Here is a 25,599-nt window from a genome sequence, read left to right on the forward strand (position 1 = left end):
GCGATGGATCATGTTTAAAGCCCTCATTGAGGCGTCCGTTCGCTTCCGCTGGTTTGTTGTCCTGGCCGTGGCGATCGTCGCCGCTTTTGGCCTGTTCGAACTGACCAAGCTGCCGATCGACGCCGTTCCTGACATCACGAACCGACAGGTTCAGATCACCACCGTCGCGCCGGCCCTGGCGCCCGAACAGATCGAAAGGCAGGTCACATACCCGCTGGAAACGGCCATGGCCGGCATTCCGGGACTGCAGAGCACCCGCTCTCTGTCCCGCAACGGTTTCAGCCAGATCACTGTCATCTTCACGGACCAGACGGACATCTATTTCGCCCGGCAGCAGGTCTCGGAACGGCTGGCGCAAGCGTCCGAAAACTTGCCGGAAGACGTCGAGCCCAGCCTGTCCGCGATTACGACGGGCCTGGGCGAGGTGCTGATGTGGACGGTCGACTATCTGCCCTTCACCGCCGACACCACAGTCGCGACGGGCCAACCCGGCTTCCAGGTGGACGGGTCCTATCTGACCCCCGAGGGCGAAAGACTGACCACCCCCGAGCAGCGCGCCACCTATCTGCGCACGGTGCAGGACTGGATCATCGCCCCGCAGATGCGCACGGCCCCCGGCCTGGCCGGCGTTGATGTCAACGGCGGCTATGTGAAGGAATACGCCGTCCGTCCTGACGCCGCCGCCCTGACGCGATATGGCTTGGGCATGGACGATCTGGTCCAGGCGCTCGACCGCGCCAACACCCAGGCCGGCGCCGGCTATGTTCAGCGCGCGGGCGAAGCCTTGGTCGTCCGGACGGATGCCTTGGCGACCACGATCGAGGACTTGGCCCAAGCCCCGGTCGTCAATCGCGGCGGTCTGGTCGTTCGCGTTGCTGATGTCGCAGTGGTCGAGATCGGTCAGGCCCCGCGTCTGGGCGGTGCCAGCCGCGACGGGCATGAGGCCGTCCTCGGCACGGCCCTGATGCTGGCGGGCGAGAACAGCCGTACTGTGGCCCAGGCTGCGGCCGAGCGACTGGAAGAGGTGGCCGCCTCCCTGCCTCCGAGCGTGGTCGCAACACCTGTTCTGAACCGAAGCGAGCTGGTCAATTCCACCATCGGCACGGTGGCGCGAAACCTGACCGAGGGCGCTCTGCTTGTCATTGTCGTGCTGTTCCTGCTGCTCGGCAATTTACGCGCGGCGAGCGTCACCGCCCTGATGATCCCCTTGTCGTTTCTGTTCGCCGTCATTGGCATGAACCGGTTCGGCATCAGCGGTAACCTGATGAGCCTGGGCGCGCTCGACTTCGGCCTGATGGTCGATGGCGCGGTCGTCGTGATCGAGAACACCCTGCTGATGCTCACCCAGAGGCGGGGTGAGCTTGGACGCAGGCTGACGCGCCATGAACGTCTGGGCGTGGCGATGCAGGCCGCCAGGCAGATGGTGAAACCGGCTGCCTTCGGCCAGTTGATCATCCTGCTGGTCTTCACGCCCCTGCTGATGCTGGAAGGCGTTGAGGGCAAGACGTTCGTGCCCATGGGCGCGACCGTCATGCTGGCCCTGGTCGGCGCCTTCATCTTCTCCTTCACCTTCGTGCCCGCTATGACGGCGTTGCTCGTGCGTGATCCCAAGACCGTGCACCTTGGGCCGGACGGAAAGGCCGTCGAGCACGAGACCCGCATCCTGCGGTTCGCGCGTCGCGGCATCGAGCCCGCCATCGCCTCAGCGGTCAGGCGCCCGACGACCGTGCTGATCGCTGCCGTCGTGACACTCGGCATCGGGGTGGTGTCCTTCATGTCGCTGGGGCGGGAGTTCATTCCGACCCTGGATGAGGGCGACATCGCCATGCAGGCGCTGCGCGTGCCCTCGGCCTCGCTGGAGCAGTCCCTGGCGATGCAGATGGCCCTGGAGCGCGCCATCAAGGCCCAGCCCGAGGTCGAGACCGTCTTCTCACGGACGGGTACTGCCGAGGCGGCGGTGGACCCGATGCCACCGAACATCTCGGACGCCGTGATCATTCTGAAGGATCGCGATGAGTGGCCAAACCCGGACCTCTCGAAAGAAGACCTCATCGTCCGGATTGAGGAAGTCGCCAGCCAGCAGATCGGCAATAATTTTGAGTTCAGCCAGCCGATCGAGCTGCGCTTCAACGAGTTGATCTCGGGGGTGCGGACCGACCTGGCGGTGATGGTGTACGGCGATGATTTCGCGACCCTGGAGGCGACGGCCGAACTGGTGGCGGCCCGGCTTCGTGCGACGCCGGGATCGGCCGACGTCCGGGTGGAGCAGGCCTCCGGCCTGCCCACGCTGACCATCAGCGTCGATCGCTTCGCAGCGGCGAATTACGGCCTGTCCGCCGCCGACGTCAGCGAAGCGGTCTCGGCCGCCGTCGGGGGTGCCGAGGCCGGTCGCATCTTCGAGGGCGACCGCCGGTTCGACGTCGTCGTGCGTCTGCCCGACGACGCGAGAAACGATCCCGCCACGTTGGCGGCGCTCCCGATCGTCTCGGCGTCCGGCGTCGTGGTGCCGCTGTCTTCGGTGGCCCGGATCGAAACAGCCGAAGGGCCGAACCAGATCAGTCGCGAGAACGGCAGTCGGCGGATGGTGGTTCAGGCCAATGTACGCGGTCGCGATCTGGGCGGCTTCGTCACCGAGGCCCAGGCGGAGGTGGCACAGATCGCCCTGCCGGTCGGCTACCGCCTAGACTGGGGCGGCCAGTTCGAGAACCTCCAACGGGCTGAGCAGCGCCTGGGCCTGGTGATCCCGGTCGTCTTCGTGCTGATCGGCATCCTGCTGTTCATGGCGTTGGGCTCGTTCGCGGAGGCGGGATTGGTGTTCGCCTGCGTCCCCCTGGCTCTTGTGGGGGGAGCATTGGCGCTCTTGCTTCGCGGCATGCCGTTCTCGGTGTCGGCGGCGGTCGGCTTCATCGCCGTCTCCGGCGTCGCGACCTTGAACGGATTGGTGCTCATGCAAGCCATTCGTGAACGGCTACAGGAGGGACTGGCGCCCGATGTCGCCGCGCTTGAGGGTGCCTATAGCCGGTTGCGGGCGGTGCTGACGACGGCGCTGGTGGCCATCGTCGGCTTCATCCCCATGGCGCTCGCGCACGGGGCCGGGGCTGAGGTCCAGAAGCCACTCGCCACAGTGGTCATCGGCGGACTGATCACCGCAACCATCCTCACGCTCCTGGTGCTGCCGACTTTCGCCGCGAAGGCCGTCAAGCACCGGGCGGCGGAGGGCATGGACGACTAACCGCAACAGAAAGCCCCGGAGCGGCAGAGATGCCGTTCCGGGGTTTCCCAGAGACGCAGCCAGCATTGCAAGCGCCGTCAGGAGCAGACGATGACCACGCCAACCGACATCAAGCGACTCCGAATTTACGCCGACGACAGCGCCTACGAAGGGGATCACAAGGTCCATGAGGTGATCGCGACGCGCGCCCGCGCCATGGGCGTCGTCGGCGGAACTGTCATCGAGGCGATCGTCGGCTTCGGTCACACGCCTCAACGCCGACGCCGACCCGTTCTTGACGACGTTCAGTCCGTCGTCATCGAGGTTATCGACGAGGAAAAGAAGCTTCGCGCATTCGCGGAGAGCCTGTCGGACCTCGAGCATCTGGGTCCGATTACCCTTGAGACGGTCGAGGTGCTGCGTTGGCCGGCAGACGCACAACGCCCGGGCGGAGCGATCTGATGGGTCAGGGACACGACCACGGAACAGACTCCATGAACGACGGACGGCTCGCCGCGGCCGTCGCCGTCAATGTGCTTCTGACGCTCGCCCAGATCGTCGGTGGCGTCGTCTCGGGTTCGCTGTCGCTCATTGCCGACGCATTGCACAATCTCAACGATGCGGCGTCCCTGGCCCTGGCCCTGTTCGCCCGCAAGATCGGGCGACGGCCCGCCGACAAACTGATGACCTTCGGCTACGGCAGGGCCGAGGTCGTCGCCGCCCTGATCAATCTGACCACCCTGATCATCGTTGGCCTGTATCTGATCTATGAAGCGGTGAATCGCTTCCTCGATCCTCAGCCGATCGACGGCTGGATCGTGATCTGGGTCGCCGGCATCGCGCTGGTCATCGACATCGTCACCGCCGTGCTGGTCTATGCCCAGTCAAAGAACAGCCTCAACATCAAGGCCGCCTTCCTCCACAATGTCTCGGACGCCATGGCCTCGGTGGGCGTGATCGCGGCGGGTCTGTTGATCATCTTCTACGACCTCTACGTCGCCGACCTGATCATCACCCTGGTGATCTCGGCCTATGTGCTGTGGCAGGGGTTCTCGCTGCTGCCGAAAACCATCCGCCTCCTGATGGGAGCCATGCCTGATGACCTGGAGTTCGACCGGATCGTCGCCGCCGTTCAGGCGGTGCCGGGCGTCCACAGCCTGCATCACCTCCACGTCTGGAGCCTGGATGAACATAATCGCTCACTGGAAGCGCACATCGTCCCCGAGGGGGATTCCCTCGACTCCTTCCAGGCCGTGAAGACGGCAGTGCGCGCAGTGCTGAAGACCGACTTCTCGATCGATCACGCCACGCTGGAGCCTTGCCTGAAAATCGGCGTCGGTAGCGATCCGGGTGCGATCACCGCCCATTCGGGCCAGGGCGGCGACACCCGGCACGGCCACGCGCACGAACACGGTTCCGGCCATGGACAGGATCATCACCACACAGAGGGACATTCCTGATGAGCAAGGATCATGCTCACGGCGCGGGCGCCAGCAGCCGTCGGATGGTCTGGGCGCTCGCCCTGACCTCGACCTTCCTGGTCGCGGAGGTCGTCGGTGCCATTGTCTTCCAGAGCCTGGCGCTGTTGTCGGACGCGGCACACATGTTGACGGACGTGGTGGCACTGGCCATCGCCCTGGCGGCGATCAAGATCGGCCAACGCCCCGCCGATGATCTGCGCACCTTTGGCTATCGTCGCTTCGAGATCCTGGCGGCCACCTTCAACGCCGTGCTGCTGTTCCTGGTGGCCGGCTACATCCTCTATGAAGGCGTCCTGCGGCTGTTCGACCCCGAACCCGTGGGTTCGACCGGAATGCTGATCGTGGCCTCGCTGGGCCTGGTCGTGAACCTCGTGTCGATGCGGTTGCTGGCGTCCGGAGCGGACGCGAGCCTGAATGTCAAAGGGGCCTATCTGGAGGTCTGGGCCGACATGCTCGGTTCCGTCGGCGTGATCGGAGGCGCGCTGCTGATCATGCTGACCGGTTGGACATGGATCGACCCGGTGGTCGCCATCGGCATCGGTTTGTGGGTTCTGCCCCGAACCTGGCTGCTGCTGAAGAACACAACCCACATCCTGCTTGAGGGTGTGCCGATGGGATTGTCCCTCCAGGCCGTGCGGGCGACGATCGCGTCGGTTCCCGGGGTGGCGGAGGTGCACGACCTTCATCTGTGGGGCGTCAGCAGCGACGATGTGAACGCGTCCGTCCATATCGTGATTGTCGAGGGTCAGACGTCCGAGACGGTCAGGCTGGCCGTCCTGGCGGCGTTGGCGACCGACCATGCCATCCAGCACGCGACCGTCCAGCTGGAACCCGGCGCGCCCGACGGTCGGACCAATGCGGGCCATGGTCCAGGTATCCATGCCTAGCCGCGGCGACATCGCCGTCCATTCAAGACCCCGACCGCTCGATCGGACGCCGATCGGCGTCGACAGACCTCAGGACGACATGACCCTATTCGATCCTCGCATACGCCCGACCCGGTTCGCGCCTGTCATGCTGATGACGGCGGCGGCCGCGATGTCGGCCGCGTTCGTGACCGGCCGCGTTCCTGCGACGCCGACGGCGGATGACCCGCCGACGCTGACGTCGGCTCAGGTGGCCGTCCTCGAGACGCGGGCCTTCGCCGCCGCTGCGGCACCCATGGGCTTGACGGCACCCACGGCGGTGCCGGTCGAACTCCGACGCGGCGAGACCTTCGAACAGGCCGTTCAGCGGACCGGGGTGGGAGCCGCCGAAGCTCGAACCCTGGCCGCGACCGTCGGTCGCGCCTTTCGACTGAGCGACCTTCGCCCAGGCGAGCGGTTCGAAGCCGCGATCTCGGCGCATCGGGTCCCGCGTGGAGACGCCCACGTCATCGGCCTCACCCTTCGGACGGGGCCGACGACCCAGTTGACCGTGACCCGGGACTTCGCCGGTGCCCTGCGTCTGCGCGCGCTCGAGGAGACGCTGGTGCGAGAGACACGGGTGGCCACCGGCGAAATCGAGGCGTCGCTGCCCACCTCGTTGAGCGTCGCCGGGGTCGACAAGCCGATCGTGCGGGCGATGTCAGCCCTGACGCAGGCCTCCTTCGGAGCCGATCGCGACCCCGAGACGGGCGACGATTTCGTGGTGGCGTTCGACCGCACAGTGACCGAGGCCGGGCGAACGATCGAAACGGGCGACCTGCTTTATGCCTCCGTGAAAGGCCGGGTCGTCTACGGATTCAAACCCGCGTCCGCGCGTGCGATCGAATACTTCGACGCCGCGGGCCGGCCTTTGGGCACCGGGGGGTTCGAGAGCCCTCTCGTCCGTGCCCGCACCACGTCGCCGTTCGGCCCTCGACGCCATCCGATCTCCGGGCAGGCGAAGATGCACCAGGGGACGGACTTCGCAGCGGGGATGGGCACGCCCGTCAAGGCACCCGCCGACGGCGTCGTCGTCGAGGCCCGGACATGGGGCGGATACGGCAACTGGGTGCGAATCCGCCACGCGGACGGCCTTGAGTCGGGCTACGCCCATCTCTCGCGGTTCGCGTCCGGGCTGCGCGCCGGCCAACGCGTACGCCAGGGCCAGGTCGTCGCCTATGTCGGCTCGACGGGGGCATCGACCGGACCCCATCTTCACTACGAGATCTGGAACCGGGGCCGCCGCGTCGATCCGTCCGAAGCGCGCGTCGTGCCCCCGCCCGGCCTGAAGGAAATCGATCTGTCGGCCTTTCGCGCCGAGAAGGCGCGGATCGACCGGATCGTCGCGGCGGGCGGCAGTCGAAGCCTGCTGCAAGACGCCCGCAGGGGTCGCATATGAGGGCGATCGCCGCCTCATGCCAGCCCGCCGCGGGATCGCGCGACCCTGATCTCAACCCCGATAGGAGACCTCGATGACCGTCCAGACCCATGGTCCGTCCACCCTGAACCGTCGCCTGGCGCTCGGCCTGTCGGCCGCCGCCGTCCTGGTCTCGCTGTCGGCGTGTGGCGGGGCGCCAAAGGCAACCAGCGCGACGGGCGACATGGCGCTCGGCGCGGCCGAGGGCGCTGCGGTCACGGTGGTGGAATATGCGTCGGTGACCTGCGGCCACTGCGCCGAATGGCAGGAAACCGTGTGGCCGGCGTTCAAGGCCAAATATGTGGACACCGATCAAGTTCGCTACGTCCTGCGCGAGTTCCCGACCGCGCCCCAGGATATCGCGGTCGCGGGGTTCCTGATCGCGCGATGCGCGGGCGACGACAAGTATTTCGAGGTCGTCGATCAGGTCATGCGCAGCCAGGCGGAGTGGGCGACGGGCACGCCGCCGCGCGACAGCCTCGTCAGGATCGCCGCAGACGCGGGTCTGAGCGATGCCCAGTTCCAAGCCTGTGTCAGCGATCCTCAGGCGATCTCGGCGATGGAACAGCGCATCCGTGAAGCCGTGGACGCCGGCGTCACCGGAACGCCCACCTTCATCATCAACGGCAAAAAGGTGGAGGACACGTCCCTGGCCGGACTGTCCGCCGTCATCGATCCCCAGTTGAGGGGCTGAGTCCATGATCGTTCGCCAGATCGGGGTCGTTTTCGCGCTGATGTCAATGCTCGGGACCACCGCCTCGGCCCAGTCCCCGATCGAAGCGCCTCGCGCTGCGCTGAGCGTCGTGACGGAAGCCGACCGCGTGCTTGGACGTGCCGATGCGCCGGTCACGGTGATCGAATACGCCTCGTTCGTCTGCCCCCATTGCGCGGCCTGGCACCAGATCGTGCTGCCGGCGTTCACGACCCGGTTCATCGACACGGGTCAGGCCAGGCTGGTGTTCCGCGATCTGCCGACATCGCCCCAGACCCTTTCTCTGCCGGCCGCCGCCCTGGCGCGTTGCGCCGCGCCTGTGAACTCTTTCTTGGTGGCCAAGACCCTTATGGAAGGGCAGGCCGCCTTGCACGCGGAAGGCGATCCGAACACCTGGATGCAAGCGGCTGCGGGCAAGGCCGGGCGTCCGACATCGGACCTTCTGGCTTGCATGAACGACCGGGCGACGCAGGACGCGCTGAGCACCGGCGTCGAGGCAGCGATCGTCGGCGGCATCAGGGGCACGCCCATGTTCCTGGTGAATGGAAAGCTGATCGAGGACAGCGCGCTGGACACCTTGTCCACGGCGATCGACACGGCGCTCGTCTCGACGACGACGAGCCGGACGCCTGCGGTTGGGGATGAATAGGGGATGAACGTCGGGGGTTCGTCCCGTTCAGGCCAGAGAGCGCCCTTTGCTCTTAGACCTGGGCATTTCGCCCGGAGAATTGAACCAAGGAGACCAGGATCATGAGGATCTTGAAATCACTCGTCCTGAGCGGCCTGGCGATGACGATGTTGGCCGCGACGCCTGTCGCCGCCCAGAGCGCCCACTACGGTCGCGACCGTCACGACAACGGCAGCAACGTCGTGATCGGGGCAGCGGTCGGCGCTCTCGCCGGCGCGGCGATCGCATCGAGTTCGAACCGCAACCACTCCTATGGCGGCCAACCCAGATATTATGGCAACCAGGGCGGATACTATTCCAACAATGGGTCCTACGGGAACGGCGGCTATTACGACCGCTCGAGAGGCTATGGCTACGGCAACAGCGGTGGCTATTACGATCGGGGTGATTACCGTCAGGACAGGCGGGCGCACCGGCGGGACGAACGCCAGCATCGCCGCGAAGACCGTCGGCACGAGCGTCGCCATGATCGCCGATGGTAGTGAGCACCGCGCAGGAGGGCGTGACGAGCCCTCTTTTCGCTGTGACCGGGCGAAGGCGCTGTCTTGAAGGCTGATCGCTTGTCGAGAACCCGCTTTGCGGGTCTGCCGATGGCGTGAATCAGCCTCTGCGTCGGAGTTCTGGAACGTTACCGTGTCCGGAACTCGCTTGCGCCCATTGAGACCAGGCTGCCGGATTCATGATGCGGCGATCGACAACGGGTCACCTGCGTCGTGGCGGTCCCCCGTGCCGTGGTTTCTTCACCAAGGCGACTGGCTTTTTCCGCGCCGGAGCGGTCTGGCATCGGCGTTTCAGCGCGTCGAGCGTTTCGTCCATCGGGGCCTGCAACAGGCGCGGAAAATGCCGGACGAACAGAAGCGGAATGAACCCCCGAATTTCGGTCGTGAAGCAAACGCGCGACCCCGCTCCCGTCGGAGAGATTGCGAACCGACTGTAGAGGCTGAGAAACCCCGGAACACCAACCCGCCAGGACAGTTCTTCGGGCGCGCGGCGTGTCTTGATGCGACCGAGGAGTTGCCACCGCTGTTCCCGGCCGCTGCGTGTCACCGCCGTGAGACCGTAAAGCACGGCCGCCGGATCCTTGGCGTCCATCGTCAGCCGGGTGGATCGGTTCCATTGCGGGTAGGATGGGATATCGTCCAGGACACGCCAGATCGTTTCAACCGGAGCGTCGATCTCGATGGCGCTGATTACGCTTCGCAAGCTGGCTGCCTTCTCAAGGGTTCGCGCGCCCGTCGAGGACGCAACACCTTGCATCCTAGCATCATCCCGGCTTGTCACACCAAAAGCCAAGCAAGGAACGCTGTCGATTCACTCCTTTTGCCTGAAGGCTATCGGCAGGCGCTGCGTCAGGCCACTGATCCCCGAGCATGGCTGATCGTCGCCACCTTCGCCACCGACGGACCGGCGCGCCGCGCGCCCGCCACGACACGTCCGCGGTCATCACTCATCGCCGATGCGGCGGGGGGCCGCCGTGACGGGGCCGTTTGCGTGACGGGGTCGGGGGTGGGACCTGGCGCTTTTCTCCTTCGGCACGGCGCTTCAGGTCGCGCATCGTTCCGAACATCGGGTCGGGCAGGAGGTTGGGGAAATGGTTCGGAAAGATCTTCGGGACCAGACCGCTGACCTCGGCCGAGAACAGGACATGGGTCCGGGTCCCGCGCGGCGTCAGGGCATAGGACATGTTCAGGAAAACGAACCCTCGCAGGCCCAGCCGCCAGGTGATCCGGTCCGGCTTGCGGCGCTCGAGCAGCCGACCGGTGAGGCGCCACGACAGTTCCTGGCCGTTGGGCCGCACGGCCGTCAGACCATAGGTGATCTCGTCCGGCTTCTTGCGGTCCGGTTCGATCCGGGTGGCCCGGTTCCATTCGGGATAGGCCGGAATGTCGGCCAGGATGTCCCAGACCTTTTCCGGCGGCGCATCGATGACGATGTCGCTCGTGAACAGCTTCATGATGGCTCTGGCCTCGGAGATGATCCAGCCTGACGCAGCGAGCGGCAGGCATGCGGGACTGTCGAACGGGACGGACAGCAAGGGGCACCATCCGGGTCGTGAAGATCAGGTTGGAATTCCGGTCTTCCCGCGTCCACCCCGACGGCAGGGCCGTCGCTGACGCGCGATGCCAGGATGGGCGACGGACACGAGGGGATGACGGCCCGGAACCTCGCGGGGGACGACCGGTTCATCCCGCATCGTCATATCGGAAGGACAGGACGATGCCCATCGCTGCGATGATCGGAGGCCATCCCCATGTTCAGGGGAACACCAACGACCTGCTTATCCGGGCGATCGAGGAAGCCTGAGGCTGTGCGGCCACCTGTCGAACCTGCGCCGACGCCTGTCTGGGCGAGGCCAGGGTCGACGACCTCACCCCGTGCATCCGGCTCAATCTGGATTGCGCCGATGTCTGCGCGGCCACTGCTGCGGTCGCAGGGCGAAGGACCGGCAGCAACGAGGCGGTAATCAAATGGATGCTGAAGGTGTGCTCCGAGGCCTGCGCAGCCTGCGCCGCCGAGTGCGAAACGCACGCCGGAATGCACGAGCACTGCCGGATCTGCGCGGAGCACTGCCGCCGGTGTGAGCAGGCCTGCCGCGAGGCGGCCGAGACGATCACGCCGTCGCGGCCATGATCGGATCTGCGGCGAGCCGGGGCTGACATCGCCGCGTGGTTACGGCTAGGCTCGCTCCGCACCGAACTGGAGTCCTGCCATGTCCCGTCCTCTCCTGGCTGTCGCAGCCGTCGCGCTCCTGTGGTCGTTGGTGCCGGTCGGCGCGTTCGGTCAGGCCGCGCCTGATCCATTGGTCAGTATAATGCCGGAGGCCCAGGCGGCTGCGGGTGTTGTCGACGCCTTCCATGCTGCGCTGGACGCGGGCGACACCGACGCCGCCCTGGCGTTGATGGCGGAGGATGTGATGGTGTTGGAGGAGGGCGCGGCCGAGCGGTCGCGCGACGAATATGCCTCGCACCATCTGGGGGCCGACGCGGCCTATGCCGCGGCTTCGGTGTCGACCGTGACGCGCCGGTCCGGTTCAGCCGCCGGGAACACCGCCTGGATCCTGACCGAGGGAACCACCACGGGCCAAGCAGGAAACAGCGCGACCAGCCGCCTGACGGTGGAGACCATGGTCCTCGCGCGGGGATCGGACGGCTGGCGAATCAAACATATTCATTGGTCTTCGCGCGCCGCGCCGGCCGCCTGACCAGCGGTACCCGTTTTGGCCCTGTCGATGAACCAGCGATCCGATCGCTGGCTGAGACGCCTGAACCTGTATCTGGGGCTGCTGATCCGTCCATTCGTGCCGACCAATGCGCTCGGCACCATCGCCCCCAACCATGCGGTGATGCCTTGGGGCGGCGAACGCGTTCTGGCCAGGCTCCGCGCGAGGTCTTCCTCGCCTTCTGGACGGACGATCGGGGTCCGATTTCCGGGACACTCCATCTGCGGTGCGCTGCTGTGTGCATGATCTGTGTCTGGAAGCCGGGATCGGTCTTTCCAATCCCGACCTCAGGGTGGTTCGGTGGCTGTCCGGGCCTGAGCGCGCGTGACGATAGACGCCAGGCAACGTCGGCCCTTGGGGCCATGCCTCTGTCGCCGTCTTCAGGGGGTAGATGCACTCTGGCGGATGACGCTGCTGGTCCGCCTCAATCTGACCGACACCCTGGCGTGCCTCAATCCGGGGTGGTGAGAAGGCTTGGGGGGCGGCGATCAAACCGTTTTCGGATCGCGATCCGGCCGGGCCGCTCGATGAACAGGTGCAGAGCGACCGAGACAAGAATCGTCACGACGAAAAGACCGGCAAGCTCTGCCGGTGTCATGGTGAAGCCGCTGTCGACTCCGCGCATCTCGGCGGCGACACCCTTGTAGGCGACCAGAATGGGCATGTGCGCCAGATAGAGCGCGAAGGAGACTTCGCCGGCGAAGACAAGGGGCGATGAGGCCAGGAGGCCCTCGCTCTCGGTCTTGGCCAGCATGGACCAGCAGAACACGACCGGCGCGGTCAGGGCGACGATGATCCTGTCGTCGAGCGACAGCTGCATGCCCGCCAGCAGCAGGACCGTCGAGGCGACACAGGCGGCGATCGCGACGGACGGACGCCATGCGGTCCCGCGACCGAGGCCATTCAGGGCCATGCCGATCAGAAAGGCCGGGGCGATCCGGAGAACGCCCATATTGTCTTCCGCCCGGGGCAGGACCTGTCCGGCCATTACGCCGTAGACGGCGTCGATCGCGACATAACCGATCACGCCGAGGGCGATGAGGAGCCCAGGCCTCGCGCGCATCTTCATCGCCAGCAGCGCATAGGCGGGGAAGAGCAGATAGGCGAACCACTCCGCAGACAGGGACCAGGACGGGCCGCTCCAGTTGTAGCCGACGTCGGTCGGGAACCAGGCCTGGACGAGGAATAAGGTCTTGATGAACCCTTCGATCGTATAGGTCGAAGGGTCATAGCGGACTCCGGCTGCTGCGGCACAAAGAACCATTATGGTAACCCCGCCCAGAACCGCGAGATGAAGCGGATAGAGGCGCGCGAGGCGCGCGACGATGAATCGTCTGTAGCTGAAGGTACCAGCCGCGAAGGCGGGGCCGTACACATGGGCGAGAATGAAGCCGGAGAGGAGGAAGAAGGCGTCGACCGCCAAGCGGCTGCGCTCGATGATCGGGCTGAAACCGAACGCCGGATCCCACTGCAGCTGGTAGTGAAACAGGACGACACCGAGTGCCAGGAAGGCGCGCAGACTGGTCAGGGCTCTCAGGTCCGAGGGATAGTCCTCGCTCACCGACGATATCGACGTCATGCGCTGTCCCAACCGAGGAGGCGGCTATTGTCCTCCCCAATGTGGTTTACGCGGCGGGCGCGGTTATCCCTCGTCGGGTCGGCGGATCAGCCGGGGTTCGCGGCCAGCCAGGCGTCGATCACGCCGATCTCGCGTTCCTGGGCGGTGATGATCTCCTGCGCCAGGGCCTTGGCCTCGGCGTTCTGGCCCTGAGCGATTTCGACCCGCGCCATGGCGATCGCTGCCTGGTGGTGGCCGCGCATCTGCCTCATGAAATCGACGTCGGCGTTGCCGCTGTAGGCCGGCATGTCCTGCATCATGGTCATCATCGAGGCCTTGTAGCCGCGCGTGGCTTCGCTATCGCCCTCGGCGGGGGCCATCATACCCATCTTGTCCATATGGCCCATCTTGCCATCCGCCATCATCCCGTCGCCCGCGGGCATGGCGTTCGCGGCCTCATCGGCGGCGGGTTCGGCCTGGGGCGAGCAAGCGGCCGCGATGAGGCAGGCGGCGACGATGAGGGTCAGGCGCTTCATAATCTGGATCCTTGGAAATCTGACCCCTTAGCGACCGGGATCGGCCTTTGTTCCCTGGCGCAGCTATCGGGTGGCGCGACCCAACAGTTCGATCAGCTCGCTCGCCTTGGCCTTCCGGTCCGCCATGTCGTCGCCGGTCATGGCCCCCATGACGCAGTGGTCGAGGTGGTCCTTGAGCACCTCGCTCTCCACCCGGTTCAGCGCGGCACGCACCGCCTGGAGCTGGGTGAGGACGTCGACGCAGTAGCGGTCATCCTCGACCATGCGGACGATGCCGCGCACCTGGCCCTCGATGCGGTTCAGGCGATTGATGACCTTGGGCTTTGTTTCGACTTGCATGGATCGCCTCCCGTTCGGAGCGGTTATACCCCATGACGGTATCTTGCGCTATACCCCAATGGGGTATATGCGACAGGCATCCCGATCCAGGAGACGCGGCCATGTCCGATCCTCACGCCCCCCATCCCCCAACTCATGGAAAGCACGCCGGCTGTTCTCACGTTCCCCATGACAAGCCGGGTGCCAAGGCGATCGATCCGGTCTGCGGCATGACCGTCGACCCGTCCACCACGGCCCACAAGGCCACGCACGAGAACATCGAGCATTTCTTCTGCTCGGCTGGGTGCCGAACGAAGTTCGTCGCCGAGCCGGACAAATATCTTGGCGAAAGGCCCGAACCCGCGCCCGTGATCCCTGGCGCCATTTACACCTGCCCGATGCACCCCGAAGTGCGCCAGGAGGGGCCGGGGTCGTGCCCGATCTGCGGCATGGCTCTCGAACCTGAAACCGTGACGGCTGAGGCTCCCGTCAATCATGAGCTGATCGACTTCACCCGTCGCTTCTGGGTCGGTCTGGCGCTGACCCTGCCGGTGTTCGCGCTCGAGATGGGCGGGCATTTGACGGGCCTGATGATGCGGATCCCGGGCCAGACGTCTAACTGGATCCAGTTCGCTCTGGCGACTCCCGTGGTGCTGTGGGCCGGGGCGCCCTTCTTCCAGCGAGGCTGGACGTCCTTGCGGACCCGCAAGCTCAACATGTTCACCCTGATCGCCATGGGCGTCGGCGTGGCCTGGGCCTACAGCATCGTAGCGGTGCTGGCACCCAGCCTGTTTCCGCCGGCCTTCCTGCGCATGGACGGCAGCGCGCCGGTCTATTTCGAGGCGGCAGCGGTCATCACCGGTCTGGTGCTGCTCGGGCAGATCCTGGAGTTGCGGGCACGCGAACAGACCTCCGGCGCCATCCGTGCTCTGCTGGACCTGACTCCCAAGACCGCCCGCCGCGTGCGGGATGACGGGACCGATGAGGACGTCACGCTCGACCTCGTCGTCGCTGGGGACCGACTGCGCGTTCGGCCGGGCGAACAGGTGCCGGTGGACGGCGAGATCCTGGACGGCCGCGTATCGATCGACGAGTCCATGGTGACCGGCGAATCCATGCCCGTGACCAAACAAGCCGGTAGCGCAGTGGTCGGCGGTTCGCTGAACCGGACCGGCTCCTTCGTCATGCGGGCCGACAAGGTCGGAGCCGACACCCTGCTGTCCCGGATCGTCCAGATGGTGGCCCAGGCACAGCGCAGCCGCGCGCCGATCCAGCGCCTGGCCGACACCGTGTCGGGCTGGTTCGTGCCGGCGGTGATCGCCATCGCTGTGGTGGCGGCGCTGGTCTGGGGGCTGGTCGGCCCGGAGCCGCGCCTGTCCTATGCCCTGGTCGCGGCGGTGTCGGTGCTGATCATCGCCTGTCCCTGCGCGCTTGGTTTGGCGACGCCGATCTCCATCATGGTCGGGGTCGGTCGCGGGGCCCAGGCCGGCGTCCTGATCCGCAATGCCGAGGCGCTGGAACGGTTCGAGAGGGTCGACACCCTGGTACTGGACAAGACGGGGACCCTGACCGAAGGACGGCCCTCGGTCACGGCCATCCGAACCGCCCCCGGATACGACGAGGCCGAGCTGCTGCGTCTGGCCGCCAGCCTGGAGCGGGGCAGCGAACATCCTCTAGCGGACGCTATTGTGTCGGGCGCCAACGACCGAAAGTTGAGCCTGTCTGAAGCCACCGAGTTCGACAGTCCGGTCGGTCGCGGTGTTTCAGGCGTAGTCGATGGCAAGCAGGTCGCCCTGGGCAATACGCGTTTCCTGACTGAGCTCGGTGTGGATGTCTCGGTGCTTGAAGCCGAAGCAGAGGCGCTCAGGGGCGACGGGGCCACCGCGATCTTCGCTGCCGTGGACGGGCAGGCCGCAGGCGTCCTCGGCATCGCCGATCCCATCAAGGCGACCACGGCCGATGCGATCACGGCCTTGAAGGCGGCCGGTTTGCGTCTGGTGATGATGACTGGCGACAACCGGACCACCGCCGAGGCCGTCGCCCGTAGGCTGGGGATCGACGAGGTCCAGGCCGAGGTCCTGCCCCAGGACAAGGCCTCCGTGGTCGAACGGCTGCGCGCCGAGGGCCGTGTCGTCGCCATGGCGGGGGACGGGGTCAATGACGCGCCCGCGCTCGCCGCCGCCGACGTGGGCGTGGCGATGGGCGCGGGCTCGGACGTAGCGATCGAGAGCGCGGGCGTCACCCTGCTGGGCGGCGACCTGCAGGGGATCGTGCGCGCGCGCCACCTGTCGAAGGCGGTGATGCGCAACATCCGCCAGAATCTGCTGTTCGCCTTCGGCTACAACGCGCTAGGCATCCCCGTCGCGGCGGGGCTGCTCTATCCAGTGTTCGGCTGGTTGCTGTCGCCGGCGCTGGCGGCTCTGGCGATGGCGCTGTCCTCGGTCAGCGTGATCGCCAATGCGCTGCGGCTCAGGGCGATCAAGTTGTGACAGGCGGTCGCAGCGCTCCGAAAGAGGGGCTTCGGCTCATGCTGCGTATACCAAGAATAGACCCAACTGAAAAAAGATCTATGCCGAGCATTTCGATACCCACGACCCTGCATCAACCTAGCCGCTCATTACCTTGGCTGCGGCCTAGCCTCGCGCTGGCCCTGCTGGCGACAGTGTCTGGGTGCGCGACCGTCGATCCGACCCAGGACACGATCGAGATTAACCGGCTGCTGGCCGATCGCGGGGCCCCGAAGCTGGGCTGGGAAGCGAACGCCGCACCCGAGGACGAGGCGACGGTCCAGCGATGGCTGGGCCAGCCGATGAGCGCCGATCTCGCCGTGCGGATGGCCATGGTTCGCAGTCCGCAGCTCCAGGAACAATACGCAGAGCTGGGGCTGGCCCGTGCCGATGTCCTGGAGGCAATCCAGATCGCCAATCCGCGCATCGGCGCCTCGCGCCTGTCGCTCGAGGATGGAGGCGGCGAACAGCTGACCTATGGCCTGTCAGCGCCCCTGATCGATCTGCTCGTCCTTCCATCGCGGGTTCGGCTGGCGCGCCTCGAGAACCAGAGGGCCCGCTATCAGATCGCCGCCGCTGTGCTGGACGTCAGTCTTGATGTCGAAGCCGCCTGGTACACCTATGTCGGAGCCCAGCAGGTGGCTGACATGCGGGCAGCGGTGGCCGAGGCGCTCGGCGTTTCGGCGGATCTGTCGCAACGCTATTTTGACGCTGGCAACATCACGGAGCTCCAGCTCAATCGCGAGTTGGCCGCCGCCAGCTCAGCGCGGATCGACGCGGCCCGGGCGGCCGTAGAGGCGCGGATGGCGCGACTGGACCTCAACACCCTGATCGGGCTGAGGGGTACGGACACCGACTGGAGCGCGGGCACGGTCCTGCCTCTCCCCGTGGCCGCAGAAGACGACCCGACCGAACTGCGCCGCATGGCTGAAACCTCCAGTCTCGAACTTCTAGCCGCGCGCCAGGAGGCTGAGATCACCGCCAGCGCGGCCGGCGTGACGCGCAACTTCCGCCTGCTCGGCGATACGTCCATCGGCTTCGAGCGCGAGGAGGAGATCGATGGGTCGAGGATCAGCGGGCCGACGCTGGACCTGGAGCTACCCATCTTCAATCAGGGGCAGGCGCGGGTGGCGCGAGCCGACGCCCAGCTACGACTGGCGCGCGCGCGTCTGGCGAGGATCGAGCTTCTGTCGGGAAACGGCATCGACCTCGCAGCCGAACGTGTCCGGGTCCTGAGCGATATTGTCCGGATCCATCGCGACGCCCTTGTGCCCCAGCGCGAGATCGTGACGGTGCGCAGCCAGGAAGAGCAGAACTTCATGCTCATCGGTGTCTTCGACGTCATCCAGGCCAAGACCCAGGAATACGACGCCTACCAAAGCTATCTGGAATCCGTGCGGGACTATTGGCTGGCGCGCATCGCGCTGATGCGGCTGGTCGGTGCGCGGTTGCCCAGTGAACGGGAGGTCTCGGAGCAGACCGACAGCGTGTCCGACATTCTGGCAACCCCCACCTCCTCTGCAACGCCGATCGGCGCGTCGACGGTGGATCATTCCCAGCATGGTGGACAGGGCGGCATAGCTCCGGCGACCGCACCGGCCTCGACGCCGACCGTCGATCACAGCCAGCACAATGGAGGCCGGGCATGAGCCTCAGCCGCAGAGACATCATGCTGGCAACGGGCGTGGCGACCGTCGCCTCGGTCGCCGGTCCGGTCAGCCGCGCCGCGGCGCAGGATCATGACATGAGCACGATGGGCCAAACGGCCCCTCCGCCCCGCGGTGCCCCCGGCCGCCCGATCGCGACCGGACCCGCTCCCGCCGTGCCGCGTGATCCCCGCTACACGCCCGTCCGGACGCTCAACGGCTGGACCCTACCGTGGCGGATGAACGACGGCGTCAAGGAGTTCCATCTGGTGGCCGAGGAGGTTCAGCACGAGTTCGGACCCGGCACGGTCGCCACCTGCTGGGGCTACAATGGTTCGACGCCGGGACCGACCATCGAGGCGGTCGAGGGCGATCGCGTCCGCATCTTCGTGACGAACCGGCTGGGCGAGCACACGTCCGTCCACTGGCACGGCCTGATCCTGCCCAACGGCATGGATGGTGTCGGGGGGCTGACACAGCCAACGATCCAACCGGGCGAGACCTATGTCTATGAGTTCACCCTGCGCCAGCACGGCACCCATATGTATCATCCGCACGCCGACGAGATGACCCAGATGGCCTATGGCATGATGGGGCTGTTCATCATCCATCCGCGCCAGAAGGAATCCATCGACCGCGACTTCGCCTTCCTCCTGCATAACTGGGCGCTGCATCCGGGGACCTGGCGGCCCGACCCGGCGGTGATGGTAAATTTCGATCTCTGGACCTTCAACTCCAAGGTCTTTCCGGCGATCGAGCCGCTGGTGACACGCACCGGAGACCGGGTCCGTATTCGTGTCGGCAATCTGTCGATGTGGAACCACCCAGTGCATCTGCATGGGGTCGAGTTCCTGGTCACCGGCTCGGACGGCGGGCGCTGGCCGCAGAGCCAGTGGCGCCGCGAGGTGACCGAGACCGTCAGCGTCGGCCAGATGCGCGACATCGAGTTCGATGCCGTGCCCGGCGACTGGGCCCTGCACTGCCACATGGCCCACCACACCATGAACGCCATGGGCCATGAGGTACCCAATCCCACCGGCGTCGATCAGGACGGCGTCGGAGCGCGGGTCCGACAGATGCTTCCGGGCTATCTGCCGATGGGTCGTCAAGGGATGGCCGAACATCAGGAACACACCGATGCGGGTCACCAGGGACCGGCCAACACCATGGCCATGATGACCGGCAAGGGTCCGTTCGGGAACATCGAGATGGGCGGCATGTTCACCGTGGTCAAAACCCGCGACGACGTTGGCCCGGGCGATTACGCCGATCCGGGCTGGTACGCTCATCCGCCGGGCACCGTGGCCCGCCAGGTGAGCAGCGATCCAGACTTCGGCTCGCCACCCCGACGGGGCACCTGACCCCTCGCACCTATCCGGATGTCCGGGACAGACTTCTCAAGGAGACGACAATGATCAAGATCACCACCTTCGCTGCCGCGGGCCTGTTCGCTGCTCTCGCCGCCGGGGCCGCAAACGCCCAGACCGCCCCTGCCGCCGATGCCCATGCCGGCCACGTCATGCCCGCTGCAGCACCGCAGAGCGCGCCAGCTGTGGATCCGCACGCGGGTCACACCATGCCGGCTGCAGCACCGCAGGCCGCGCCCGCCGCCGATCCCCATGCCGGACACGAGATGTCGGCAATGTCCCAGGCGGAGGGGTCCGGTTCGATGTCCGTGGCTGCCCCGACCGGAACCGCGCTGCGGGCCTCCACGCCTTCCGCCGGCGCGATGCTGAACGCCTCGCCGACCGAGATTTCCATGACGCTGCCGCACGCCATGATCGTTCAGTCGGTCAGTCTGACCAATGCGGCAGGCCAGCGCATTCCGCTGTCGGCGACGCTGTCCGACACCGCTGTCGAAAGCGTGACATCGCCGGTACCGACCCTTCCCGCCGGGACCTATACGGTGGCCTGGACGGCGGCTGGAACTGACCACACCATGACAGGCACGTTCGGCTTCATGGTCCACTGATCGGCGCGGTCTGGATCAACGCCTCGACTTCAAACGGGATTGAAGTCGAGGCGTCCGCTGGGATTGTCGGCCCGGTGATGCAGGACTCAATGGCCTAGGCGCCCTTTGGAGGGTGCCTACAGCTATGTGAGCCAAATGATGCCGAACATCGCCTTCACGGGCTTCTCGATCACCCATCGTCAGAAGCGACCCTCAATCGAAGCGCCAGCGTTTTACGGCCCCGGGCGATCCGCGTCTCCACAGCCTTGACGGAGATCTTCAAGATAGCCGCAGCCTCGGACTGGCTACGTCCCTCGATCGCGGTCAGGAGCAGCGGTTCCTTGAGATGCGGGGGCAGACGGCTGAGTTCGAAGTTCAGACGCGCCAGGCTCTGCGCGGCATCGATCTGCTCGTCGGGGGCCATCGCCGCGTCGGGAACCGCCAGGGCCTGCGGCGACGACAGGTCCGTCGCGCCACGGATGATCCGCCGCACGAACCGGCGCCGGGACCAGTCGCGGCACTTGTTCAGCGCGACGGTCCGGAGCCACGCCTCGAACGGCCGTGCGGGATCATATCCCCGGATGGCGAGCCAGGCCGCGGCATAGGTCTCCTGCAAGAGATCGAGTGCGTCCTGTTCGTCGCGCACATAGCGCCGGACGAACCGGAACAGCGCGGAACGGGTCTCGCGCATCAGGTCACTGAACGCCGCGCGGTCGCCGGCCGCGGCTCGAGCCGGCAGGTCCCCGCTGTCCATGCGGCCCCTCAGGGCTCGGTCGGCGAGAGCGCTTCGACGATCCGGTCGTTGAAGACGGCGGCCTGGGCGGGTGTCAGCACCGATCGCATCTCGAACACATGGGCAATCGTCTGCTTTTGCAGCGCGCCCATGGCGACATGGAAATGATCGACGGCGGCCTGCACCTGAGGTCCATCGCCGTCGCTCTGCTCGATGGCCCGCGCCAGCTCCTGGTTGGCGGCGCGCACCTCGGCTTCCAGCCCCGGCCGGATAGCGGCGAACCGGGCCTCGATGACCTCGATCCGGGCGTGCTGTTCTGCCGAGAGCTCCAGTTCGTCATGCACGATGTCGTGCAAGGACGCAGGCTCGCTGCGGCTCATGACCCAGCTGGCCCCGATCCAGGTGCCCGCCGCGCTGGCGACCGCCGCCAGAACCGCGGTCAGCACGATCGCGCGCCAGCCGTTCCTCACGAGCGGACATCCATCCTGAGCAACGGGGACAGGCCCGCTTCGACCGTGAAGATCGACAGTTCGGCGGGTGGCCTGTGTGCCGTCACGACGCCGACCCCGCCTGCCGTCAGTCCCATCACAAGCGCCACGGCGACGGCACCCGTCCGCAACCGGGTCATCATGCGCTCGGTCCGCAGGGCGTCGACGCGCGCCCAGACGTCCGCATCGAGCGTGTCGAGCGACTGGTCGATTGGCAGGGCAGCCATGCGCGCCAAGAGATCATCGAGATCACGTGTCATTCATCACTCTCCACACAGCCCATATATCCACTACGCAGCGCGCGGCCCGGTCCCTCGGGCGCGGGCCGCAAGATCCAACCTACAGTCCCATGTCCATCGCCGAGACCGGCGCAAGGGTACCCATCACGGCCACGACCGCCAACAAGGCCAGGGCGACGACCGTCTCGACTGCGAGACTGTGCTTGAGCCGGGAGACGGCGACGCGCAGGTCCTCCGGATCCTCGAGGGCAACAGCCATGTCGGGCGTGAGATAAAAGCGGTTCGAGGCCGCGAGCGCCAGCATCATGCCGAAGAGGCCCAGCTTGGCGATCAGCAGCCATCCATAGGGCGTCGTCACGAGCCCGCCGATCTGGTCGATTCCGACCATGAACCAGCTGTTCACAAGGCCGCTGAGGATGAGGACCGCCACGGCGAGTGTGCCGACGCCGGAAAATCCGTGCAGGGCTTTGTGCAGAACCCGATCGGACAGGGGATCGCCCGGCGGGTGGCGCGCGGCCATGGTCAGAAGTGCAGCGAGGGCTCCAAGCCAGAGTGCGGCGGCCCAGCTGTGCAGGATCGCGCCCATGAGATGAGGATAGTGGCCGGGACCTTCTGTCGCCGCGCCATGGCCCGTCCACGCGAAGCTGGCGCTCACCACGAGACCGGCCACGACAAGAACCATCCATTGACGTCGGGACGGCCGTGCCATCAGCACGACGGCCAGCGCCGCCAGCGCGACCCCGGCCCGCAGAAGAAAGGCCGGCCCCAGGGTCGTGCCCGTGATCATGAAGCCCAGCGACGCCGGTTTCAGGCCTTCAGCGAGCGAGCCTGCCATGACCGCTGTCTGGGCGACCAGACCAGCGGCGGACGCCAGCGCCGTGACCGCACAGGCAGCCACTAGCAAGCGCCTTGGCCAGGTCTGCGCCAAGGCATCTGGGGCGCGCAGGCCGTAAAGCAGGAAAAGCGGCGTCCCCAGCAAGATCACGGCTCCGCAGTACTGGGCGAGCCGCAGCCCGATGACCAGAAGATCGAGCACGGGATATCAGCGGACGGTGAAGGTGAAATTCCCGGTCATGCGGTGGCCGTCGGTCGATGCCGCGCGCCAGTTCACCGTATAGGCACCGGCCGCCAGGGCGCGCGCGGTGCGCCCAGCGATGGTCTTGCCGTCGTCCGACACGGTTGATGTCACGGCGACCATCGTCCCGGCGGCATTGACGACGTCCAGGCCGGAAAAGGCAGGGGCGACCCGGTCGCTGAAGGTCACGGTGATCGCTCGGGTGGAGGCGACGGTGGCGCTGGCCGCCGGGGTTGAGGCGACGACACGGGCGTGCGCGTCGGCCTGGGTCGCGACCATCAGGAGGGCGCCGGCCGCACCGATCAGGGACAGGAACTTGCGGGAAGACATGATGGAAACTCCGAATAACCAGAAGGGCTCATAGGGTTATACGGACCTCAGCGCCCGATCCCTCATGACCAATCGACTTCTGTGTTCTCTGGATTTCCGCGGGTGCGCGCTTAACGCCGCAGACCCCGCTATCGTGCGCCGATCATTCGATTTCGCCGATCCTTAGAAAGGACCGCGGCATCACGCGCGATCCCCCCGCTTCAAGGGACGGCAAGGTGCCCGACCTTACGGTCGGGCACCCCGGTCGGCCTTAGCAGCAGGCGGCGAGCATCTCGCAGCAGGCGGCGATCATGCCGCAGCAGGATGAGGCGGCCTGGGCAATGGTATCGGGCGCCGCCGCCAGGGCGGCTGAGCCGGAGGCGAGCAGGACCAGACCTGCGAATGTAAGAGTGCGTTTCATATCGGTTGTTCCTTGAGTTTGAAGAGATTTCAGCTTGTGATCCGGGCTCAGCCTCGGGGGGGCGGATCTTCGGCGTCGTGGCGGAAGCTTTCGCGCTCAGTGGCGATCGTCCAGTAACGAAACGGGATGAACGACGTCGGTCGGGACGGCTCAGGCGGGGCGGCGACCAGACCGTGACAGAAGACCCGACAGCCCTTCTGACAGTCGACGTCCGGCGCGTCAGGGCATGTGCCTGGATCGCTCGACATGTCCATGGCGGCGGGAGAGTTGAGCGACGGTCGGCCGTCGCAGGCCATCACCGCAGTCGACAGGAACATCACGCCGAGAACCGCGATAAGAGCAGCGGACAGACCGGACAGGGCGCGACGGAGCGGTGTCATGCCTTCACTACGTCACACGTCGTCGTCGGTTACAAATCACGTTGGCGATGCCCGGCGGCGAGCAGTGCCGCCTGCATGAAAAGGAGCGAAAAGGAAGGGCGATCGGGGCAGCCGTTCCGCTGGGGAGCGGGCCCCGGAGACCGCCATGCGACCGCTCACCGACATTTCGTCCTGTCCGTCCTCCAGTCCCACGCGTCCGCGCACGGTGGAGCCGACGCTGTCGGGTCTGGAGTCGCTCGCAGATCTGGAACTGCTGTGCCTTGTGCTGGACCGCGTGCCCGGCGTCATCCCCGTGCGAACGCTTGCATCGGACCTGATGGATCGGTTCGGGAGCCTGGGCGCCATCGCTGCGGCGGATGTGCCGGAACCGGCGCGCGTCCAGGGGGCGGGGCCTGCCGTCATCATGGAACTCAAGCTTCTGCGGCAACTCGCGACCCGCCTGGCGCGGCACGCGGCCAGCGGTCGGCCGGTCCTGTCCTCGTGGGAGGCTCTGCGGGCCTATGCGGTGACGGCCCTGGCGCATCTGCCGAGAGAACAGTTCCGCGCCCTCTATCTGGATCGGCGCAACCGTCTGGTCCGCGACGAGCTGGTCGCGGACGGCTCAGTCGACCATGCGCCTGTTTATCCACGCGAAGTCGTCCGGCGGGCGCTTGAGCTGTCCGCCTCTGCGATCATCCTGATCCACAACCACCCCTCCGGCGACCCGTCACCGTCGCGCGCCGACATCGAGATGACGAAGAAGGTCGTGGCGGCGGCGCGGGTCTTCGATCTCCCGGTGCATGATCATCTGATCGTCGGCCGGGCCGGCACGGCCAGTCTGCGATCGCTCGGGCTGATGTCATGACCCTGCACCGGATCGTCAAGGCGCTGGGTGGCGACCTCTATGCTGGCGGGTATCGCGCCAATGTCCCCGCGCCGGGCCACAGCGCCGCCGACCGGTCGATTTCCCTGCTTCTGACAGACGGTCGGGTGATCGTTCACGGCTTCGGCGGCGCCGACTGGCGCTGTGCCAGGGACGTCCTGACTGCGGCGGGTTTCATCGATTCGGCCGGGTGCCTGACAGGCGGCGGCCAGGGCGAAGGGCAGGGTGGGGCCGGAGTGACGAGGCCGGACCGGCGGATGCGGCTGGAGACCGCCAGGCAGCTCTGGGATGGCGGATGTTCGCTGGAGGCCTGTGGGATCGCCCGCCGCCACCTGGTGTCGCGTGCGATCCCGACCTCCGCCGACGCCTCGAACCTGCGCCAACATCCCCGTGCCCCCGTCTCCGTCTACCGGCCCGGTCGGCACGTCCGCCCGGCCCTGATGGCCCGGATCAGCGACGCTGAGGACCGGCTGACGGGTGTGGAACTCACCTATCTGGATCCGAACGGCCGCCGTGCGGCGGGTCTTCACCTGTCGCGCAAGACCGTCGGCTGCGTTCCGGTTGGAGCCGCCGTCCGGCTTGCCGCGAGCGCGCCGGACATGCTTGTGGCCGAAGGCGTGGTGACGACCCTGGCTGCGATGGTTCGGTTCGGCCTGCCGGGCTGGGCCCTGCGTTCGGCCGCCAACTTGGCCAGGTGGACACCCCCCGAGAATGTAAGATCTGTCCTGATCGCGGCGGATAACGGTGCGGTCGGGTCCCAGGCCGCGCTGTGCCTGCGGGACAGGCTGATCACAAGTGGCCTCCTTGCTCGGATCGAGCAGCCCGGCGGTCAGGTCTCGGACTGGGCGGAGGCGGGCGAGGCGGCGGCACGGGTCCGGAGGGAGGAGGCAGGGCGCTGAGGGTGCCTGGGTGCCGGGATTGGCCCGAACGCCCGGCGGGAGA

The 25,599-nt window shown here is 66.6% G+C and carries 28 protein-coding genes and 1 pseudogene; 17 read left to right on the forward strand and 12 right to left on the reverse strand.

Features of this window, described 5'->3' with window-relative positions; genetic code table 11:
- The first annotated feature begins 10 nt into the window (after window positions 1-10).
- The 8 genes from GGR13_RS06215 (at window position 11) to GGR13_RS06250 (ending at window position 8,896) form a co-directional block, all read left to right on the forward strand.
- Window positions 11-3,232, forward strand: a complete 3,222-nt coding sequence (locus GGR13_RS06215; protein WP_183212632.1) for an efflux RND transporter permease subunit — start codon at window positions 11-13, stop codon at window positions 3,230-3,232.
- Between the two features lie 90 nt (window positions 3,233-3,322).
- On the forward strand, window positions 3,323-3,673 hold the full coding sequence (locus tag GGR13_RS06220; protein ID WP_183212633.1) for a DUF190 domain-containing protein: 351 nt from the start codon (window positions 3,323-3,325) through the stop codon (window positions 3,671-3,673).
- A 32-nt stretch (window positions 3,674-3,705) separates the two neighbouring features.
- The gene (locus tag GGR13_RS06225) at window positions 3,706-4,671 is read left to right on the forward strand and encodes a cation diffusion facilitator family transporter (RefSeq protein WP_246347718.1); all 966 of its coding nucleotides are present in this window, start codon (window positions 3,706-3,708) and stop codon (window positions 4,669-4,671) included.
- A complete protein-coding gene (locus GGR13_RS06230; RefSeq protein ID WP_183212635.1) occupies window positions 4,671-5,579 on the forward strand; it encodes a cation diffusion facilitator family transporter in 909 nt (302 codons plus the stop codon). The genes GGR13_RS06225 and GGR13_RS06230 overlap by 1 nt, the downstream gene beginning before the upstream one ends.
- A 79-nt stretch (window positions 5,580-5,658) precedes the next feature.
- Window positions 5,659-6,996, forward strand: coding sequence for a M23 family metallopeptidase (locus tag GGR13_RS06235; protein WP_183212636.1), 1,338 nt, complete (start codon window positions 5,659-5,661; stop codon window positions 6,994-6,996).
- A 73-nt stretch (window positions 6,997-7,069) separates the two neighbouring features.
- Window positions 7,070-7,708 (forward strand): DsbA family protein, encoded by a 639-nt coding sequence (locus GGR13_RS06240; RefSeq protein WP_183212637.1) that lies wholly within the window; start codon window positions 7,070-7,072, stop codon window positions 7,706-7,708.
- 4 nt (window positions 7,709-7,712) lie between these two features.
- A complete protein-coding gene (locus tag GGR13_RS06245) occupies window positions 7,713-8,375 on the forward strand; it encodes a thioredoxin domain-containing protein (protein ID WP_183212638.1) in 663 nt (220 codons plus the stop codon).
- Between the two features lie 101 nt (window positions 8,376-8,476).
- Window positions 8,477-8,896, forward strand: coding sequence for a hypothetical protein (locus GGR13_RS06250; protein ID WP_183212639.1), 420 nt, complete (start codon window positions 8,477-8,479; stop codon window positions 8,894-8,896).
- 220 nt (window positions 8,897-9,116) lie between these two features.
- Here the strand turns inward: GGR13_RS06250 and GGR13_RS06255 are convergent, their stop codons facing one another.
- Both GGR13_RS06255 and GGR13_RS06260 read right to left on the reverse strand, forming a co-directional pair.
- Entirely contained in the window at window positions 9,117-9,671 is a 555-nt protein-coding gene (locus GGR13_RS06255) for an SRPBCC family protein (protein WP_246347719.1), read from the reverse strand.
- Window positions 9,672-9,861: 190 nt separating this feature from the next.
- Window positions 9,862-10,449, reverse strand: coding sequence for an SRPBCC family protein (locus GGR13_RS06260; RefSeq protein ID WP_183212641.1), 588 nt, complete (start codon window positions 10,447-10,449; stop codon window positions 9,862-9,864).
- Window positions 10,450-10,733: 284 nt separating this feature from the next.
- Between GGR13_RS06260 and GGR13_RS16960 the strand changes: the two are divergent.
- The 3 genes and pseudogenes from GGR13_RS16960 to GGR13_RS06270 form a co-directional block, all read left to right on the forward strand.
- A pseudogene (locus GGR13_RS16960) lies at window positions 10,734-11,045 on the forward strand (four-helix bundle copper-binding protein); the annotation flags it as partial.
- 79 nt (window positions 11,046-11,124) lie between these two features.
- Complete coding sequence (locus tag GGR13_RS06265) at window positions 11,125-11,616, forward strand: YybH family protein (protein ID WP_183212642.1); 492 nt, start codon at window positions 11,125-11,127, stop codon at window positions 11,614-11,616.
- A 27-nt stretch (window positions 11,617-11,643) separates the two neighbouring features.
- On the forward strand, window positions 11,644-11,880 hold the full coding sequence (locus GGR13_RS06270) for a hypothetical protein (RefSeq protein WP_183212643.1): 237 nt from the start codon (window positions 11,644-11,646) through the stop codon (window positions 11,878-11,880).
- 205 nt (window positions 11,881-12,085) lie between these two features.
- Here the strand turns inward: GGR13_RS06270 and GGR13_RS06275 are convergent, their stop codons facing one another.
- The 3 genes from GGR13_RS06275 to GGR13_RS06285 all read right to left on the reverse strand — a co-directional run bounded on the left by GGR13_RS06275 (window position 12,086) and on the right by GGR13_RS06285 (window position 14,067).
- Window positions 12,086-13,213, reverse strand: coding sequence for an acyltransferase family protein (locus GGR13_RS06275; protein WP_183212644.1), 1,128 nt, complete (start codon window positions 13,211-13,213; stop codon window positions 12,086-12,088).
- A gap of 86 nt (window positions 13,214-13,299) precedes the next feature.
- The gene (locus GGR13_RS06280) at window positions 13,300-13,728 is read right to left on the reverse strand and encodes a DUF305 domain-containing protein (RefSeq protein ID WP_183212645.1); all 429 of its coding nucleotides are present in this window, start codon (window positions 13,726-13,728) and stop codon (window positions 13,300-13,302) included.
- A 63-nt stretch (window positions 13,729-13,791) separates the two neighbouring features.
- Window positions 13,792-14,067: a metal-sensitive transcriptional regulator gene (locus tag GGR13_RS06285; RefSeq protein WP_183212646.1), complete on the reverse strand. Its 276-nt coding sequence runs from the start codon at window positions 14,065-14,067 to the stop codon at window positions 13,792-13,794.
- A 101-nt stretch (window positions 14,068-14,168) separates the two neighbouring features.
- On the opposite strand from GGR13_RS06285, the gene GGR13_RS06290 reads away from it, so the two are divergent.
- The 4 genes from GGR13_RS06290 (at window position 14,169) to GGR13_RS16740 (ending at window position 20,171) form a co-directional block, all read left to right on the forward strand.
- The gene (locus GGR13_RS06290; protein ID WP_183212647.1) at window positions 14,169-16,535 is read left to right on the forward strand and encodes a heavy metal translocating P-type ATPase; all 2,367 of its coding nucleotides are present in this window, start codon (window positions 14,169-14,171) and stop codon (window positions 16,533-16,535) included.
- A 173-nt stretch (window positions 16,536-16,708) separates the two neighbouring features.
- On the forward strand, window positions 16,709-18,202 hold the full coding sequence (locus tag GGR13_RS06295; protein ID WP_183212648.1) for a TolC family protein: 1,494 nt from the start codon (window positions 16,709-16,711) through the stop codon (window positions 18,200-18,202).
- A complete protein-coding gene (locus GGR13_RS06300; RefSeq protein ID WP_221230443.1) occupies window positions 18,199-19,560 on the forward strand; it encodes a multicopper oxidase family protein in 1,362 nt (453 codons plus the stop codon). Before GGR13_RS06295 ends, GGR13_RS06300 begins: the two co-directional genes overlap by 4 nt.
- A gap of 50 nt (window positions 19,561-19,610) precedes the next feature.
- Window positions 19,611-20,171, forward strand: coding sequence for a copper resistance CopC family protein (locus tag GGR13_RS16740; protein ID WP_183212649.1), 561 nt, complete (start codon window positions 19,611-19,613; stop codon window positions 20,169-20,171).
- 169 nt (window positions 20,172-20,340) lie between these two features.
- Here the strand turns inward: GGR13_RS16740 and GGR13_RS06310 are convergent, their stop codons facing one another.
- The 7 genes from GGR13_RS06310 to GGR13_RS06340 all read right to left on the reverse strand — a co-directional run bounded on the left by GGR13_RS06310 (window position 20,341) and on the right by GGR13_RS06340 (window position 23,795).
- A complete protein-coding gene (locus GGR13_RS06310; RefSeq protein WP_183212650.1) occupies window positions 20,341-20,904 on the reverse strand; it encodes an RNA polymerase sigma factor in 564 nt (187 codons plus the stop codon).
- 8 nt (window positions 20,905-20,912) lie between these two features.
- Complete coding sequence (locus GGR13_RS06315) at window positions 20,913-21,329, reverse strand: Spy/CpxP family protein refolding chaperone (protein WP_343060303.1); 417 nt, start codon at window positions 21,327-21,329, stop codon at window positions 20,913-20,915.
- A 20-nt stretch (window positions 21,330-21,349) separates the two neighbouring features.
- Window positions 21,350-21,631 (reverse strand): hypothetical protein, encoded by a 282-nt coding sequence (locus GGR13_RS06320; RefSeq protein WP_183212652.1) that lies wholly within the window; start codon window positions 21,629-21,631, stop codon window positions 21,350-21,352.
- Window positions 21,632-21,710: 79 nt separating this feature from the next.
- Window positions 21,711-22,646 (reverse strand): copper homeostasis membrane protein CopD, encoded by a 936-nt coding sequence (copD, locus tag GGR13_RS06325; RefSeq protein WP_183212653.1) that lies wholly within the window; start codon window positions 22,644-22,646, stop codon window positions 21,711-21,713.
- 6 nt (window positions 22,647-22,652) lie between these two features.
- On the reverse strand, window positions 22,653-23,015 hold the full coding sequence (gene copC, locus GGR13_RS06330; protein WP_183212654.1) for a copper homeostasis periplasmic binding protein CopC: 363 nt from the start codon (window positions 23,013-23,015) through the stop codon (window positions 22,653-22,655).
- Window positions 23,016-23,265: 250 nt separating this feature from the next.
- On the reverse strand, window positions 23,266-23,415 hold the full coding sequence (locus GGR13_RS06335; RefSeq protein ID WP_183212655.1) for a hypothetical protein: 150 nt from the start codon (window positions 23,413-23,415) through the stop codon (window positions 23,266-23,268).
- A gap of 47 nt (window positions 23,416-23,462) precedes the next feature.
- Window positions 23,463-23,795, reverse strand: coding sequence for a hypothetical protein (locus GGR13_RS06340; protein ID WP_183212656.1), 333 nt, complete (start codon window positions 23,793-23,795; stop codon window positions 23,463-23,465).
- 145 nt (window positions 23,796-23,940) lie between these two features.
- Between GGR13_RS06340 and radC the strand changes: the two genes are divergently transcribed.
- A complete protein-coding gene (gene radC, locus GGR13_RS06345) occupies window positions 23,941-24,639 on the forward strand; it encodes a RadC family protein (RefSeq protein WP_183212657.1) in 699 nt (232 codons plus the stop codon).
- Window positions 24,636-25,556: a toprim domain-containing protein gene (locus tag GGR13_RS06350; RefSeq protein WP_183212658.1), complete on the forward strand. Its 921-nt coding sequence runs from the start codon at window positions 24,636-24,638 to the stop codon at window positions 25,554-25,556. The genes radC and GGR13_RS06350 overlap by 4 nt, the downstream gene beginning before the upstream one ends.
- Window positions 25,557-25,599 lie beyond the last annotated feature (43 nt).

It is taken from the genome of Brevundimonas variabilis (genome assembly GCF_014199945.1).
Classification (GTDB): domain Bacteria; phylum Pseudomonadota; class Alphaproteobacteria; order Caulobacterales; family Caulobacteraceae; genus Brevundimonas; species Brevundimonas variabilis.